Consider the following 14,701-nt stretch of genomic DNA (forward strand, 5'->3'; position numbering starts at 1 on the left):
GTCAGAGCTTGCGCACGAGCATCTCGGCAAGCCCGAGCCACGCCGGCCGGTCGATCACCACCTGTCTCTGGCCAGGGCCTGGCGGGAGCAGGGCGACGCGGCCGTCGCGCTGGTCGATCAGCCGACCGAAGGTGAAGCGGCCACCGGGACGGGGCGAGAGAACGTCGCGGTTGAAGGCGCGGGCGAAATCGTCCGGATCGATCTGACGAAGCCAGACCTGATCGCCCGCCCGGTATTCGCCCGCACTGGCATCGACCGCCATGGCCATGAGCCGTGCCGAGCCATCGAGTGCCACGGGCAGGATCGCATCCATCGGCTTGGCCAGCGCCTCTGCCCCCTGCGCCCCAAGTCGCGCGACGAGCCGTGCCGGGCTTTCCTCGTCGGCCTTGACCAGAAGTTGCGGTTCCACACCAAGCGCTGCGCCGATGCGGTTCATCCACACCAGCGACAGGCTGCGCGTGCCGGTTTCGAGACGGCCGATTGTCTGCGCCGTCGTCGGCGGATCGCAACGCGCGGCAACGTCGGCGAGCGTCATGCCTTTCTGGCGGCGGATATCGCGAATTCGGTTGATCATGATGCGACCTGAGCAAGCTCCGTGCTTAACCGCAACGGTGATTTTTGCTTACCTGTAAAGCTTGCGGCGTGGCAAGGCCTTTGCGCAGGTCCTAGGGCTAACCTTCCACCATCTCCGCCAGTTCCAGCCAGCGCTCCTCCGCCGCATCCTTGTCGGCGCGGACCTTTTCGAGCGCGGCCATCAGCGAATCGAACTTCTTCGGGTCCTTGGCGTATAGGTCCGGATCGGCCAACTGCGCCTCGCCGCGCGCGATGGCCGCGTCGAGTTCCTCGATCCGCTTGGGGAGCAATTCGTAGTCACGCTGGTCCTTGTAGGACAGCTTGCCCTTCCTGGGCAGCGCAGGTGGTGGAGATGATGCGGTGGCTTCGGCCTTCTCGCCGCCCCTTGCCACTGGCTTGCCCGCGAGACGCGCCTTGCGCATCTTTTCCCAGTCGGCATAGCCGCCCGCGACGATGTCCACGCGGCCCGATCCGTCCATGCCCAGCGTTATCGTCACCGTGCGATCAAGGAAGTCGCGGTCGTGGCTTACGATCAGGACGGTGCCGTCGTAGTCCGAGATCACTTCCTGCAGCAGATCGAGCGTTTCGAGATCGAGGTCGTTGGTCGGCTCGTCGAGCACCAGCAGGTTGGAAAACCGTGCGAATTCGCGCGCAAGCAGCAGGCGCGATCGCTCCCCGCCCGAAAGCGTGCCAACGCGCGCTTCGACCAGCCCCGGATCGAACAGGAAGTCCTTGAGATAGCCCTGGATGTGCTTGCGCACGCCGCGCACATCGATCCAGTCACTGCCGTCTGCCAGCACGTCGCGCACGCGCTTGTCGGGTGCCATCAGGCTGCGCTGCTGGTCGATCATCACGCCCTGGAGCGTCTTGGCGAGCGTGATCGTCCCGCTGTCGGGCTCAAGTTCTCCGGTCAGCAGCTTGAGCAGCGTCGTCTTGCCCGCCCCATTCGATCCGACCACGCCGATGCGGTCCTTGCGCGTGATGCGCAGGGTGAAGTCCTTCACGATCGGCCGCTCGCCAAACGACTTGTTCACGTGATCCGCCACGATCACCGCCTTGCTCTTGGCATCGTCGCTGGCGATGGCGAGCTTGGCCGTCCCCTGCGGGCTGAGCATGGCCGCGCGTTGCGCCCGCATTTCCCACAGCTTCTCGAGCCGCCCCTGGTTGCGCTTGCGCCGCGCGGTCACGCCGCGCTCCAGCCAGTGCGCCTCGATCTTCAGCTTGGCGTCGAGCTTGTCCGCCGCGCGGGCTTCCTCGGCATAGACCTGCTCCATCCAAGCCTCGTACCCGCCAAAGCCGATGTCCTTGCGGCGCAGGCTGCCCCGGTCGAGCCACAGCGTCGCCTTGGTCAGGCGCTCAAGGAATGTACGGTCGTGGCTGATCACCACAAAGGCACCCCGGTAGCGCTGCAGCCAGTCCTCAAGCCAGTCGATCGCGGCAAGATCAAGGTGGTTGGTCGGCTCGTCGAGCAGCAGGAGATCGGGCTCGCTCGCCAGCGCACGGGCCAGCGCGGCACGGCGACGCTCGCCCCCGCTGGCGCTGTCGGCCTTTCGCGTGAGGTCAATGCCGAGCTGCCCGGCGATGGCTTCCACTTCGTGCCGGGGCGGGGCGTCCTTGCCCGAAAGCGCGAAGTCCATCAGCGTGTCGTAGCCGGTGAAGAACGGGTCCTGCTCCAGGGTCACGATCTTCGTGCCGGGCTGGATCGAGCGGGTGCCCTTGTCCGCATCGACCTGACCGCCCAGCAACTTGAGCAGCGTCGTCTTGCCAGCGCCATTGCGTCCGATCAGCGCGAGCCGGTCGCGCTGCTGGATGTGGATGTCGAGGTCCTGAAAGAGCCAGCCATTGCCCTGGATCAGGCCAAGGCCTTCCCAGCTGAGTATCGGTGCCGCCATGTCGAGCCGCTTAGCCCCACCGTTGCGCAGGCGCAACGCCTGAGGCTGAACGATAGCGCCGCTTCGCATTCACGGCTTGTTCAATGCGCAAGTCTTATGCATGCGGACATCATGAACCGTGTCATTGCCATCATCGCCGCTTCGCTGGCTGTCCTGCCTGTATCGTCCCACGCGCAACAGCGCCCCGACGAGCAGAACGAGGCCCGCCGCGACCTGCGCGCGGGCAATGTTCGGTCGCTTCGGGACATCGAACGCCGCGTCCTGCCGACCAAGCCGGGGATGCAATACCTCGGCCCGGAGTACGATCCCTCGGCCATGGTCTATCGCCTCAAGTTCATCCGTGATGGCCGTGTATCGTTCGTCGATGTCGATGCGCGCACTGGTCAGGTGCTGGGCGAGAGTCGCTGAGCAGACGATCGGTGAACACAGGCTTTCTTGCCAGTTCCTTGACCGTTCAGGTTTCGCGCCCCATCTAGCCGTTCAGGTTATCGCGCCGCAAAAGCGCGCAGCAAGGGGCAAGTGATGCGCATTCTGATCGTCGAGGACGAACCCACGCTCGGCAAGCAGCTCAAGAACACGCTCGAACAGAACGGTTATGCGGTCGATCTTTCGGTCGATGGCGAGGACGGGCACTTCATGGGCTCGACCGAAGAATACGACGCGGTGATACTCGATCTCGGCCTGCCCGAGATCGATGGCCTGACCGTACTGGGCATGTGGCGCAAGGAAGGCCGCAAGTTCCCCGTTCTGGTTCTGACCGCGCGTGACAGCTGGTCCGATAAGGTCGCCGGCCTCGATGCCGGTGCCGACGATTACCTCGCCAAGCCTTTCCAGACCGAAGAACTGATCGCCCGCCTGCGTGCGCTGATCCGCCGTGCTTCGGGCAACTCCTCGTCGGAACTGATCGCTGGCGATGTCCGCCTCGATACGCGCTCAGGCCGTGTCACGCTCAACGGCGAGCCGGTGAAGTTGACGGCGCAGGAATACAAGCTCCTGTCCTACCTGCTGCACCACAAGGGCAAGGTCGTCAGCCGCACCGAGCTGATCGAGCACATCTATGATCAGGATTTTGATCGCGATTCGAACACGATCGAAGTCTTCGTCACGCGCATCCGCAAGAAGCTCGGGCCCGACGTGATCACCACGATCCGCGGCCTTGGCTATAGTCTCGACGATCCGGCCGAACCTGGCCGCGGCTGATAGGTGCCGGAGAAGGGCAGCAACGAAACGCCGCAGCCAGCGCCGCACACCGGCTCGCTGGCGCGGCGCATGCTGCTCATCGCGGCAGGCTGGATCACCGTCCTGCTGCTCGGCGGCGGCCTCGCTCTAGACCAGACGCTGACCGGGCTCGTCACCCGCAATTTTGACGAACAGCTCGGCTACATGCTGACCGCGATGGTCGCCTCGGCCGAGATTGGTCCCGATGGCGAAGTGTTCTTCAATCGCCCCTTGGGCGACCAGCGCTTCCTTGAACCCAACAGCGGCCTCTACTGGCAGATTTCGGGGCAGGGCCACGAGGACTTCCCCTCACGCTCCCTGTGGGATCGCTCGCTGCGCACCAATCCTGACAAAAATTATGTCGACCCGGTTATCGAGGACAGCGATCAGTTCGATGGCGAGCGTCTGCGCATCATCCAGCGCTCGGTGATCCTGCCCGGCAGCAATACGCTTTGGGAATTCCAGGTCGCCGCCAGCCGAGGCGAGATCGACGCGCAGATCCGCCGCATTCGCTCGATCCTGCTATGGTCGTTCCTCGCACTTGGCCTTGGCCTGTTCACCATGGCAGGGCTGCAGACGTTCTACGGTCTTGGCCCCTTGCGCCGTGTGCGCCTTGCGATCGCCCGAATGCGCGAGGGCGGGGCAAGCCGGGTGACCGATCCGCTGCCGCTTGAAGTCCAACCGCTTGTTGTCGAACTCAATGGGCTGCTCGAGCATTCCGAACGGCAGGCAGAGGAGGCGCGCACGCACGCAGGCAATCTTGCCCACGCGCTCAAGACGCCGCTGACCGTGGTGATGAACGCAGCCACCGCCAAGGCCGACGATCTTGCCGATACGGTGATCCGCGAAGCTGCGGTGATGCGCCGTCAGGTCGACCATCACCTCGCCCGCGCCCGCGCCGTCGGCCGTCGCGCGGTCGGCATGTCGCGCGCGCAGGTCTGGGACAGTGCCGAGGCGGTGGAGCGCGCGGTGGTCCGGCTCTACCCGCAGGTTCGCCTCGACATGGATGGCAACCGCACTGCCGAAGTCTCGATCGAACGACAGGACCTCGACGAAATCCTCGGCAACCTGATCGAGAATGCCGCCAAGTACGGTGGCGGTTCGGTGTTCATCACCATCGATGCCGTGCCGACCGACCCGAAGTTCTGTGAGATATGGGTCGAGGACGACGGCATGGGCATCCCCGAAGAAGCCCGCACCCGCATCTTCGATCGCGGTGCCCGCCTCGATACCGGCAAGCCCGGCACGGGCCTCGGCCTCGCCATTGTCCGCGATGTCGCGGAAATCTACGGCGGCAACGTGGAACTCAGGGAAAGCGAGGATCTAGGCGGCTTGCAGTCGGTCCTGCGCTTGCCTCGTTCCGTGACTGCCAAGTAGTAACCACACTGCTCCATCGGTCTTGCCAACCGCTCTGGAATCTCCGATCCAGACGCGGGAACAGATGGTCACGTAGCAAGCGTGGCCACCAACTTGGGTGGGGACTTATGAAGGCAGGATTGTATATCGGGATCGCGGCGCTGTGTCTTGGGCAGACGGGGCAAGCGATGGCGCAGGAGCAGGCCGCGCCGCCTGCTGCACCTGCGGCCTCGGCTGGGTCCACGTGCGAATTGCACGTCTTTCCGACCGAAAACTACATTGGCTTCAACAGCGGGCTGCTTTCAGGGTTCGGCATTGTCGGCGCGGTGGCCGATCAGGAAGCGCACAAGGGCAGGGTCGCCACGGTCAAGGACCTGATGAAGGACTACCTCGGCCCCGACATCCAGCTCGCCGAACTCGAGAAGATCAACTACCGCACGCGACTTGGCGTGCAGGATTGGCAGGTCATCATCGAGCCGCCGACGCCTTCGAACGAGGCGGTCAAGGCCGATCCCGTGCTCAAGGCCAAGATCAAGGCGCTCAACGCCGATCTCAAGGCAGGCAAGCGTATCACCTCGTCGACCAATCCCTGCTACGCCGAGTTCCTTCTCGTCAGCGTGTTCTATTTCAAGGCGATGATGTACGGCAGCAACCTGCTGGTCGGCACGCAATTCCGCGATTTCAGCAAGGGCGGCGCGCCGATCATCTCCATCGGCGCGGTAAAGAATCCTCTTGAAGTCTTCCCGCCGAAGACGCCGGACATGGTCGAACCAGCCAAGGCCGAACTGCGCGACGCCTTTGCCAAGGACTTCATCGAGTGGACCGAGAAGAAGCTCAAGGATGACAAGGCGGCCAGGAAGTAGTCACGCCGGCTCAGGCGCGCGGATGGGCGTTGCGATAGACATCGAGCAGCGTTGCCGCATCGACACGGGTGTAGATCTGCGTCGATGACAGGCTCGCGTGGCCAAGCAGTTCCTGCAGAGAGCGCAGATCCGCGCCTGCGCTGAGCAGGTGCGTTGCGAAGGAATGGCGCAGGGCGTGGGGCGTTGCCGTGGCGGGCAAGCCCAGCGCTATGCGCGCGCGGGCCACTGCGCGCTGGACCATGCCTTGTGCCAGGGGACCACCCTTGGCGCCGCGAAACAGAGGTTCGTTCCGGTCGAGTGGCCAGGGGCAAAGCCGGGCATATTCCGCCACGGCCTCGCGCACGATCGGCAGCAGCGGGACGACGCGCTGGCGTCCGCCCTTGCCGGTGATCACCACGCTTTCGCCAAGCGGCAGAGCAGACGCAGGCAGCGCCAGCGCTTCGGCAATGCGCATGCCCGCACCATAAAGCAGCAGCAGCACCGCCCGGTCGCGCGCGGCGATCCATGGCACGCTTGCGTCGTCGGCCACCGTTTCAGCGAGATTGACAGCTTCATCCGGCGTTACCGGGCGCGGCAGGCCTTTCTTGACGCGGGGCCCACGCAGGCGCGGGCGGCTGGTGTCGGCCTCGCCGGCCTGTTCGCGCGCAAAGGCGATGAACGTCTTGAGCGCCGATAGTTCACGCGCTGCCGAGACATTGCCGAGGCCATCGGCGCGGCGTTCAGCCAGATGGGTGCGCAAGGTTGCAGCATCGATCCGCGCTAGCGAGGTCCAGGATTGCCCCTCGGGCAGGGCATGCAGCAGGCGCGCTACCGTTGCGGCATAGGCGCGGACGGTGTGGGGTGAGCGGCGCCGTCCAAGGGCAAGGTAACTGTTCCACGCCTCAAGGATTTCTGCCGTGATCATGCGCTTACCAGCGCGTCGGGCACCAATTCGGCCAACAGCGCCTCAAGCATGGGCGCGCCCTGTTCGGTCACGCGCAGCAGGTCGCCCTCTTGTGCCAGATGGCCCAGATTCCGGTAGAACTCGCGCTTTGCCGGATCGATCACATCGTCTGCCGCGAAGCCGAAGCGCGCGGCGAGCGCGGCGGGTTCAATCCCTTCGCTAAGGCGCAGGCCCATCAATACAGCTTCCATGGCTTGGTCGGCTGGAGCGAGCGCTTTTTCCTCGGCAATGCCGTGGCCCTGCTCGTCCACCGAGCGCAGGAAGTTCTCCGGCTTCTTGTGCCGTACCGTCGCCGCACCCAGCCTGCGGCCATGCGCACCCGGGCCGATGCCGACATAGTCCTGATAGCGCCAGTACGTCAGGTTGTGGCGGCTTTCCTCGCCGGGGCGTGCGTGGTTGCTGGTCTCGTAGGCGGGGAGGCCGGCAGCGGCGGTCAGCTCACGAGTAAGAGTGAACAGGTCGGCCGCCTGATCGTCGTCGAGTGGGTGCAGCCTGCCTTCGCGGACCAGCGTGGCGAAGCGGGTGCCGGGTTCGATGGTCAGTTGGTAGAGCGAGAGGTGTCCGGTGCCGAAACCAAGAGCGCGCTTTAGCTCGGCCTCCCACAGTTCCGGCGTGTGATCGGGGCGCGCATAAATCAGATCGAAGCTCACCCGTCCGAAATGCGCTTGCGCAAGCTCCAGCGCGACAAGGCTTTCGCTGACGTCATGCAGTCGGCCAAGGAACTTCAGGGTTTTGTCGTCAAGCGCCTGAAGCCCGAGCGAGACGCGGTTGATCCCGGACCTGGCGAGCGCGGCGAAATTCGCGGCCTCGACCGAACTGGGATTGGCCTCCAGCGTGATCTCGATCCCCGGCGCAAAGCCCCACAGCGCCTCGGCCTCGCGCAGCAGCCGCTCGACCAGCGCAGGCGGCATCAGCGAGGGCGTCCCGCCGCCAAAGAAGATCGAGGACAGCGGCCTGCCGGGCGTCACCTGAGCTTCATGGCGCATGTCGGCCAGCAGCGCGGTTTCCCACGCGGTGATGTCTGTCCTCTCACGGACGTGGCTGTTGAAGTCGCAATAGGGGCACTTTGCGAGACAGAATGGCCAGTGGATGTAGAGGGCTAGCGCCATGGCCTGAGCCTTAGGCGGAAAACTGGTCCGCTACCAGCTTGGCGAAGGCATCGGCGCGGTGGCTGATCGCGTGCTTTTCGGCCGGATCGAGTTCGGCGAAAGTGCGCGTGTCGCCCAGAGGCACGAATACCGGGTCATAGCCAAAGCCCATTGTTCCGCGCGGCGGCCATGTCAGAGTGCCGTGGGCGCGGCCCTCATAGACCGCGTGGGCGCCGTCCGGCCAGGCGATAGCGAGCACGCAGGCGAAGTGGCAGGCTCTTTCCAACTCTCGCGGACTCTCCCCGGACTCTACCGCAACTCTCGCGAACTCTGCGGCAACTCCGGCGAGCTTACCCTCAACCTTGCCCATCGCCATGTACCAGTCACGACCTGGACCGCCCTCGAACACATCCGCCTCGGCCCAGTCCGCCGTGTAGACCCCAGGGGCGCCGCCGAGGGCATCGACACACAGGCCTGAATCGTCGGCCAGCGCCGGAATTTGGGAAGCCTCCGCCGCCGCCCGCGCCTTGATCAGCGCGTTCTCGATGAAGGTCGTCCCCGTCTCGGCAGGCTCAGGCAGGCCGAGCGCGCCTGCTGACAGGCACTCGATCCCATAGGGAGCAAGAAGAGCCTGAATTTCCTTGAGCTTTCCGGCGTTGTGTGTGGCGATCACCAGCTTGCCGGTGCCGAGACGGGGCGAAGCCATCAGCCTCGAACCGCCTTTTCCTGCGCCGCGAAGATCTCGTTGCAGCCGATGCGGGCGAGGCGGAGGAGGCGCAGGAGGCCTTCTTCGTCGTAGGTCGCGCCTTCAGCGGTGGCCTGTGCCTCGGCAATCTTGCCGCCTTCGATCAGGACGAAGTTCGCGTCGGCATCGGCCGAGGAATCCTCGATGTAATCAAGGTCGAGCACCGGCTGGCCATTGACGATGCCGCAGGAGATCGCGGCGACCTTTTCGGTCAGCGGGTCTTCCTTGATCGCGCCGCTGTCGAGCAGCTTCTGCACGGCAAGGCGCAGGGCGACCCATGCGCCCGAGATCGAGGCGGTGCGGGTGCCGCCATCGGCCTGAATCACGTCGCAGTCCAGGGTGATCTGGCGCTCGCCCAGCTTCTTGAGATCAGTGACGGCGCGCAGGGAGCGGCCGATCAGGCGCTGGATTTCCTGGGTGCGGCCCGACTGCTTGCCCTTGGCCGCCTCGCGGCTGCCGCGGGTGTGGGTGGCGCGGGGGAGCATCGAGTATTCCGCCGTGACCCAGCCTTCGCCCTTGCCGCGAAGGAACGGCGGCACGCGCTCTTCAACCGAGGCGGTGACGAGCACCTTGGTATCGCCGAAGCAGATCAGGACCGAACCTTCGGCATGCTTGGTAAAGGCGGTTTCGATGACGATTGGGCGCATTTCATCGGGCGCACGGCCGGAAGGTCTCATGGAATTTCCCTCGCAAGTTTGCATGGCCTCTGGCGCATTGGCCTTGAGCCTGCAAGAGCAGTAAATAGAATGGTGATGATGGATGCAAAATGGTAACTGGCCCCACCCTTACCGATCTGACCGACCGCGCTCGCGAGATTTTTCGTCTCGTGGTGGAGGGCTACATTGCCAGCGGGCAGCCGATGGGGTCGAAGGCGCTTGCCGGATCGGGGGGCGTGAACCTTTCGCCAGCGTCGATCCGCTCGGTGTTGCAGGAACTGCAGGACGCAGGACTTCTGGCCGCACCGCATACCAGCGCTGGGCGGATGCCGACCGAAGTGGGCCTCAGGCTTTTCGTTGACGGGATCATGCAGGTGGCCGAGCCCACCGTGGCCGAGCGCGCGCAGATCGAGCGCGGGCTGTCGCATGGCGGCACGATCGAGAATGCGCTTGCGGCAGCGAGTTCGGCGCTGTCGGAGCTTTCGGCGGGCGCGGCGGTGGTGATGGTGCCCAAGCGCGAGCCTAGGCTGGTGCAGATCAATTTCGTGCCGCTGTCTCCCGTTCGCGCGCTGGCCGTGCTGGTCAGTGAGGATGGCGGGATCGAGAACCGGGTGATCGATCTGCCCGAGCCTGTGGGTGCGAGCGTGCTGGAGCAGGCGGGCAATTATCTGACGAGCCGCTTGCAGGGGCGCACCTTGGGCGAGGCTTCCGGTGTGGTGCGCGCGGAAATCGCGGGCGGGCGCTCGGCGCTTGATGCTGCCAGCACCGATCTGGTGCAGCGCGGACTGGTGGTGTGGACGCAGGACGCGGCGGCGCGGCCGGTGATGGTTGTGCGCGGGCAGGCCAACCTGCTGGATGAGGCGGCGCTGAGCGACATCGAGCGTGTGCGCCAGTTGCTGGAAGAACTGGAGAGCGCCGAGGCGATTGCCCGCGTGCTCGACGCCGCGCGCGAGGCGCAGGCGACGCGGATTTTCATCGGTAGCGAGAACCGGCTGTTCTCGCTCTCGGGCTCCTCGGTGATCGCCTCGCCATGGCGTGACAGCGAGGGGCGGGTCGTCGGCGTGGTCGGCGTGATCGGGCCAACGCGGTTGAATTATGCGCGCGTCGTCCCCATGGTTGATTTCACCGCCCAGACGCTGGGCAGATTCATCGGACAAGACGGGTTTTCGAGAAAATGAGCGATAACGACACGCGCCCCACGGATGCAGAAGTTGAGGCGGAACTGAAGGGCGTGCCAGAGGACATGATCGATCAGCGTTCCGATAACGATGAACTGGCGAGGCTTCGCGAGGAGCTGGAGACCGCCAAGCAGGACGTGCTCTACGCCAAGGCGGAGACGCAGAACGTGCGCCGCCGCATGGAAAAGGACATCGCCGACGCCCGCGCCTATGCCGCGACCGGATTTGCCCGCGACATCCTTTCAGTGGCCGACAACCTTGCCCGCGCGCTCGAGACGATCCCCGCTGATCTGCGCGAGGACGACAAGTTCAAGAATCTCGTTGCGGGCCTTGAAGCTACGGGCCGCGAGATCGAGAAGGTGTTCGGCAGCCATGGCATCACCCGCATCGCGGCGATGGGCCTGCCGCTCGATCCGCACCAGCATCAGGCGATGATCGAAATGCCCTCGGCCGATGCAGAGCCGGGCACGGTGATTTCGGAATTGCAGGCCGGCTACATGATCAAGGACCGCCTGCTGCGGCCCGCGATGGTGGCGGTGGCGAAGAAGCCGGATTGATTTCTTCAAACGCTGTTGCGTCCCCGCGAAAGCGGGGACCTCAGGCCGGTTTTTGTGATGATCCGTTAGGACGCCGAGGCCCCTGCCTTCGCCGGGGGGGCAGGTGCTCTTCTTGTATTTGCGATAAACCGTCTGTCGCAAAATCAGGAACTTACGCGTGGTTAATTCGTCAGTCCCGGAAACGGAGACAGACTATGCGCAAGTTCATCATTGCATCGCTTATCATGGGTTCCGCCGTCACGTTGGGCGGCTGTGCACGCAACTACGCGGGCGAAGGTGCGGCGGTTGGTGCCGCTGTCGGCGCGGGCATCGGGGCGGCAACGGGCGGGGATATCGCGACGGGCGCTGCTATCGGCGGTGCCGTCGGCGCAGCCGGTGGTTCACAGATCAGGAAGCGTGACAATCGCTGCTATCAGGTCGACCGCTATGGCCGAGAGTACGAAGTGCGCTGCTGATCAGGCAAACGGCACCAGCGCTTCGAGCGCTGGCAACGACGGGGCGGCCGGTGACGGCGCGCCCCGTTTTGCCATGAACAGGTGGCGGACAAGTTCAGCCTGTTGTTCGATGCCGTAGCGGTTGAACGGACGGGCAGGGTCGTAGGTGTAGCTGTATCGGCAGAACGGGTGGCGCATCAGCGGGAGCCACCACTTGCCGCGCGTCTGGGTTTGCCAGACATGTGCCATTTCATGGACGAAGAGTGCCTGCGCACCGAGCGGGGCGGTGGCGAAATCGTCGCAATAAAGCGGGCTGGCCGGAGCGAAGTGGATGTGGCCCATTGGGGCCATGACGGTGCCGGTCGGCTGGAAGGGAAACCAGCGGCGACGACGGATGCGGACCGGTTCGCAATCGACCGCCGGGCCGAAAACTTCAGCGACCAGCGCACATTCGCCGGGCGTCAGGGGGCGCTCCCCGCCGGGGGGGCAGGGAGCGTCGTAAGACTTCACATCTTGCTCATGTCGTGGCCAGACATATCATGGCCTGAATGATCCATGCCCTCCATGGCATCGCTGCCGCCTCCGCCGATGGTTTCGATCCGGGCGGGCACGCTGACCTTGTCGCCATTGTCGAGCGTGATGGTCAGTTCGGTGGTGCTGCCAGCCTTGAGCGTGTCACCCACATCGAACAGCATCACGTGAAGGCCACCAGGCTTGAACTGGACGCTCTTGCCGGATTCGATCGGCACGTCCTTGACCTGCTCCATCTTCGAGACGCCGTTCACGTCCTTCGTCTCGTGCATTTCGGCGCGTTCGGCACCCTCGACATAGACCGACACGATCCTGCGCGGTGCGCCGGTGCCTTGCGAGACGGTGAAATAGGCTGCGCCCGGAGTTCCGGGAACGGCGGGCAAGCGGACCATCGCATCGGTCACCACCACGCCGGGGGCGGCGTCTGGCCCTGCCTGCGCGCTTTCGCTGGCGCCTGCGCCGGGGTTTTCCGTCTTTTGCCCACATGCGGCGAGCGAGATGGCGATTGCGGAAAGTCCAATGATTGCAAGCTTGCGCATCGGGGGCGACTCCTGTTGCCGTAATGTGTCCCGACCTAAGCATGTGGGGGCCTTGTGCCAAGAAGAACCCTACCTATATCGCCCTCAATCGAGCCGCACATGGCGGTCTGCCCGGCAGGGGGACCATCAATCCTCGCGGTGTCTTGAATGGAAGGAACTGGGGAACTCATGGCTAAAGTTATCGGTATCGACCTTGGCACGACCAACAGCTGCGTCGCAGTGATGGACGGGGGTACGCCCAAGGTCATTGAAAACTCGGAAGGTGCGCGCACCACGCCGTCGATCGTCGCTTTCACCAAGGACGGTGAGCGCCTGATCGGCCAGCCGGCCAAGCGCCAGGCTGTCACCAACCCGGACAACACGATTTTCGCGGTGAAGCGCCTTATCGGCCGCCGCTTTGACGATCCGCTGACCCAGAAGGACACGGAACTCGTCCCCTACACCATCACCAAGGGCAAGAACGGCGATGCCTGGGTCAAGGCCGGTGGGCAGGACTACAGCCCGTCGCAGATCTCGGCCTTCACCCTGCAGAAGATGAAGGAAACCGCCGAGGCCTATCTTGGCGAGACCGTGACGCAGGCGGTGATCACCGTTCCCGCTTACTTCAACGACGCGCAGCGCCAGGCGACCAAGGACGCCGGGCAGATCGCGGGCCTCGAAGTGCTGCGCATCATCAACGAGCCGACTGCTGCGGCGCTGGCCTATGGCCTCGACAAGCAGGACGGCAAGACGATCGCGGTCTATGACCTTGGCGGCGGCACGTTCGACATCTCGGTGCTGGAAATCGGCGACGGCGTGTTCGAGGTGAAGTCGACCAACGGCGACACGTTCCTCGGTGGCGAAGACTTTGACACGGTCGTGGTCGAGTACCTGGCCGACAAGTTCAAGGCCAAGGAAAACATGGACCTGCGCAGCGACAAGCTTGCGCTGCAGCGTCTGAAGGAAGCCGCGGAAAAGGCCAAGATCGAGCTGTCCTCTGCCCAGACGACCGAGATCAACCTGCCGTTCATCACCGCCCGCATGGAAGGTGGCGCAACCACCCCGCTCCATCTGGTGGAGACGATCACCCGCGCTGACCTCGAAAAGCTGGTCGCCGGCCTGATCCAGCGCACGCTCGATCCTTGCAAGAAGGCTCTGGCTGACGCGGGCGTGACCGCCAAGGACATCGACGAGGTCGTCCTCGTCGGCGGCATGACCCGCATGCCCAAGGTCCGCGAAGTGGTGAAGGACTTCTTCGGCAAGGACCCGCACACCGGCGTGAACCCGGACGAAGTCGTGGCCATGGGCGCTGCCATTCAGGCAGGCGTGCTGCAGGGCGACGTCAAGGACGTGCTGCTGCTCGACGTGACCCCGCTTTCGCTGGGCATCGAGACGCTGGGTGGCATCATGACCAAGATGATCGACCGCAACACCACGATCCCGACCAAGAAGAGCCAGGTCTATTCGACTGCCGAAGACAATCAGCAGGCGGTGACGATCCGGGTATTCCAGGGCGAGCGCGAAATGGCGCAGGACAACAAGCTCCTCGGCCAGTTCGACCTTGTCGGCATTCCGCCCGCACGGCGCGGCGTGCCGCAGATCGAGGTGACGTTCGACATCGACGCCAACGGCATCGTGAACGTGAGCGCGAAGGACAAGGGCACCGGCAAGGAGCAGCAGATCCGCATTCAGGCGTCTGGTGGTCTTTCTGATGCCGACATCGACCAGATGGTCCGCGATGCCGAGAAGTTCGCCGAAGAGGACAAGAAGCGTCGTGCCGAGGCGGAAGCCAAGAACAACGCCGAAAGCCTCATCCACGCGACCGAGCGTCAGCTTGAAGAGAACGGCGACAAGATCGACGCTTCGCTGAAGGCTGAGATCGAGGCGGCCATTGCCGAAGCCAAGACGGCTGTCGAAAGCGGCAACGCTGATGACATGACCGCCAAGACGCAGGCTCTGACCGACAAGGCCATGAAGATGGGCCAGGCGATCTACGAGAAGGAGCAGGCTGCTGCGGCTTCTCCGGGCGCCGAAGCCCCGAAGGCCGATGACGACGTGGTCGATGCCGAGTTCTCGGAAGTCGACGACAACAAGTGATGTTGCGATGAAACCGGCCCGCCGCTAGCTACTCGTGCTGGCGGCGGGTCGT

At 64.4% G+C, this 14,701-nt stretch carries 16 protein-coding genes; 8 read left to right on the plus strand and 8 right to left on the minus strand.

What is annotated here, in order from left to right:
* Position 1: 1 nt before the first annotated feature.
* A complete protein-coding gene (locus tag IQ25_RS15515; RefSeq protein ID WP_144907189.1) occupies positions 2-574 on the minus strand; it encodes a helix-turn-helix domain-containing protein in 573 nt (190 codons plus the stop codon).
* 97 nt (positions 575-671) lie between these two features.
* A complete protein-coding gene (locus IQ25_RS15520; protein ID WP_144907267.1) occupies positions 672-2,465 on the minus strand; it encodes an ABC-F family ATP-binding cassette domain-containing protein in 1,794 nt (597 codons plus the stop codon).
* 111 nt (positions 2,466-2,576) lie between these two features.
* Here IQ25_RS15520 and IQ25_RS15525 point away from each other — a divergent pair, with 111 nt between their 5' ends.
* From IQ25_RS15525 to IQ25_RS15540, 4 genes are all read left to right on the plus strand, one after another.
* Positions 2,577-2,873 (plus strand): PepSY domain-containing protein, encoded by a 297-nt coding sequence (locus tag IQ25_RS15525; protein ID WP_144907190.1) that lies wholly within the window; start codon positions 2,577-2,579, stop codon positions 2,871-2,873.
* A gap of 114 nt (positions 2,874-2,987) precedes the next feature.
* Entirely contained in the window at positions 2,988-3,665 is a 678-nt protein-coding gene (locus IQ25_RS15530) for a response regulator transcription factor (RefSeq protein WP_144907191.1), read from the plus strand.
* A 69-nt stretch (positions 3,666-3,734) separates the two neighbouring features.
* A complete protein-coding gene (locus IQ25_RS15535; protein WP_221236795.1) occupies positions 3,735-5,060 on the plus strand; it encodes a sensor histidine kinase in 1,326 nt (441 codons plus the stop codon).
* A gap of 107 nt (positions 5,061-5,167) precedes the next feature.
* Positions 5,168-5,902 carry a hypothetical protein gene (locus IQ25_RS15540; protein ID WP_144907193.1) on the plus strand — a complete coding sequence of 245 codons (735 nt, stop codon included), beginning with the start codon at positions 5,168-5,170 and terminating at the stop codon, positions 5,900-5,902.
* 10 nt (positions 5,903-5,912) lie between these two features.
* On the opposite strand, the gene IQ25_RS15545 is transcribed toward IQ25_RS15540, so the two are convergent.
* The 4 genes from IQ25_RS15545 to rph are packed head-to-tail and all read right to left on the minus strand — an operon-like array spanning position 5,913 to position 9,355.
* Positions 5,913-6,806 carry a tyrosine recombinase XerC gene (locus tag IQ25_RS15545; RefSeq protein ID WP_144907194.1) on the minus strand — a complete coding sequence of 298 codons (894 nt, stop codon included), beginning with the start codon at positions 6,804-6,806 and terminating at the stop codon, positions 5,913-5,915.
* Positions 6,803-7,954 (minus strand): radical SAM family heme chaperone HemW, encoded by a 1,152-nt coding sequence (gene hemW, locus IQ25_RS15550; RefSeq protein WP_144907195.1) that lies wholly within the window; start codon positions 7,952-7,954, stop codon positions 6,803-6,805. The genes IQ25_RS15545 and hemW overlap by 4 nt, the downstream gene beginning before the upstream one ends.
* 10 nt (positions 7,955-7,964) lie before the next feature.
* The gene (gene rdgB / locus IQ25_RS15555; protein WP_144907196.1) at positions 7,965-8,639 is read right to left on the minus strand and encodes an RdgB/HAM1 family non-canonical purine NTP pyrophosphatase; all 675 of its coding nucleotides are present in this window, start codon (positions 8,637-8,639) and stop codon (positions 7,965-7,967) included.
* Complete coding sequence (rph, locus tag IQ25_RS15560) at positions 8,639-9,355, minus strand: ribonuclease PH (RefSeq protein WP_144907197.1); 717 nt, start codon at positions 9,353-9,355, stop codon at positions 8,639-8,641. The genes rdgB and rph overlap by 1 nt, the downstream gene beginning before the upstream one ends.
* Before the next feature lie 89 nt (positions 9,356-9,444).
* Here rph and hrcA point away from each other — a divergent pair, with 89 nt between their 5' ends.
* From hrcA to IQ25_RS15575, 3 genes are all read left to right on the plus strand, one after another.
* Entirely contained in the window at positions 9,445-10,512 is a 1,068-nt protein-coding gene (gene hrcA, locus IQ25_RS15565; RefSeq protein WP_144907198.1) for a heat-inducible transcriptional repressor HrcA, read from the plus strand.
* Positions 10,509-11,069 (plus strand): nucleotide exchange factor GrpE, encoded by a 561-nt coding sequence (locus IQ25_RS15570; protein WP_144907199.1) that lies wholly within the window; start codon positions 10,509-10,511, stop codon positions 11,067-11,069. Before hrcA ends, IQ25_RS15570 begins: the two co-directional genes overlap by 4 nt.
* A gap of 194 nt (positions 11,070-11,263) precedes the next feature.
* A complete protein-coding gene (locus IQ25_RS15575; RefSeq protein WP_144907200.1) occupies positions 11,264-11,524 on the plus strand; it encodes a YMGG-like glycine zipper-containing protein in 261 nt (86 codons plus the stop codon).
* On the opposite strand, the gene IQ25_RS15580 is transcribed toward IQ25_RS15575, so the two are convergent.
* Together IQ25_RS15580 and IQ25_RS15585 are read right to left on the minus strand one after the other, a co-directional pair.
* Positions 11,525-12,013 (minus strand): vgr related protein, encoded by a 489-nt coding sequence (locus IQ25_RS15580; RefSeq protein WP_144907201.1) that lies wholly within the window; start codon positions 12,011-12,013, stop codon positions 11,525-11,527.
* Entirely contained in the window at positions 12,010-12,573 is a 564-nt protein-coding gene (locus IQ25_RS15585; protein ID WP_144907202.1) for a copper chaperone PCu(A)C, read from the minus strand. Before IQ25_RS15585 ends, IQ25_RS15580 begins: the two co-directional genes overlap by 4 nt.
* 168 nt (positions 12,574-12,741) lie before the next feature.
* On the opposite strand from IQ25_RS15585, the gene dnaK reads away from it, so the two are divergent.
* Positions 12,742-14,649 (plus strand): molecular chaperone DnaK, encoded by a 1,908-nt coding sequence (gene dnaK, locus IQ25_RS15590; RefSeq protein ID WP_144907203.1) that lies wholly within the window; start codon positions 12,742-12,744, stop codon positions 14,647-14,649.
* The last annotated feature ends 52 nt before the right edge of the window (positions 14,650-14,701 follow it).

Origin of the sequence: Novosphingobium taihuense (assembly GCF_007830315.1) — a bacterium.
Lineage (GTDB): Bacteria > Pseudomonadota > Alphaproteobacteria > Sphingomonadales > Sphingomonadaceae > Novosphingobium > Novosphingobium taihuense.

Bases quoted from the DNA above. Each gene is read 5' to 3' on its own strand.
- IQ25_RS15515 (WP_144907189.1), bottom strand. From the start codon at position 574: ATGATCAACCGAATTCGCGATATCCGCCGCCAGAAAGGCATGACGCTC.
- IQ25_RS15520 (WP_144907267.1), bottom strand. From the start codon at position 2,465: ATGGCGGCACCGATACTCAGCTGGGAAGGCCTTGGCCTGATCCAGGGC.
- IQ25_RS15525 (WP_144907190.1), top strand. From the start codon at position 2,577: ATGAACCGTGTCATTGCCATCATCGCCGCTTCGCTGGCTGTCCTGCCT.
- IQ25_RS15530 (WP_144907191.1), top strand. From the start codon at position 2,988: ATGCGCATTCTGATCGTCGAGGACGAACCCACGCTCGGCAAGCAGCTC.
- IQ25_RS15535 (WP_221236795.1), top strand. From the start codon at position 3,735: ATGCTGCTCATCGCGGCAGGCTGGATCACCGTCCTGCTGCTCGGCGGC.
- IQ25_RS15540 (WP_144907193.1), top strand. From the start codon at position 5,168: ATGAAGGCAGGATTGTATATCGGGATCGCGGCGCTGTGTCTTGGGCAG.
- IQ25_RS15545 (WP_144907194.1), bottom strand. From the start codon at position 6,806: ATGATCACGGCAGAAATCCTTGAGGCGTGGAACAGTTACCTTGCCCTT.
- hemW (WP_144907195.1), bottom strand. From the start codon at position 7,954: ATGGCGCTAGCCCTCTACATCCACTGGCCATTCTGTCTCGCAAAGTGC.
- rdgB (WP_144907196.1), bottom strand. From the start codon at position 8,639: ATGGCTTCGCCCCGTCTCGGCACCGGCAAGCTGGTGATCGCCACACAC.
- rph (WP_144907197.1), bottom strand. From the start codon at position 9,355: ATGAGACCTTCCGGCCGTGCGCCCGATGAAATGCGCCCAATCGTCATC.
- hrcA (WP_144907198.1), top strand. From the start codon at position 9,445: ATGGTAACTGGCCCCACCCTTACCGATCTGACCGACCGCGCTCGCGAG.
- IQ25_RS15570 (WP_144907199.1), top strand. From the start codon at position 10,509: ATGAGCGATAACGACACGCGCCCCACGGATGCAGAAGTTGAGGCGGAA.
- IQ25_RS15575 (WP_144907200.1), top strand. From the start codon at position 11,264: ATGCGCAAGTTCATCATTGCATCGCTTATCATGGGTTCCGCCGTCACG.
- IQ25_RS15585 (WP_144907202.1), bottom strand. From the start codon at position 12,573: ATGCGCAAGCTTGCAATCATTGGACTTTCCGCAATCGCCATCTCGCTC.
- dnaK (WP_144907203.1), top strand. From the start codon at position 12,742: ATGGCTAAAGTTATCGGTATCGACCTTGGCACGACCAACAGCTGCGTC.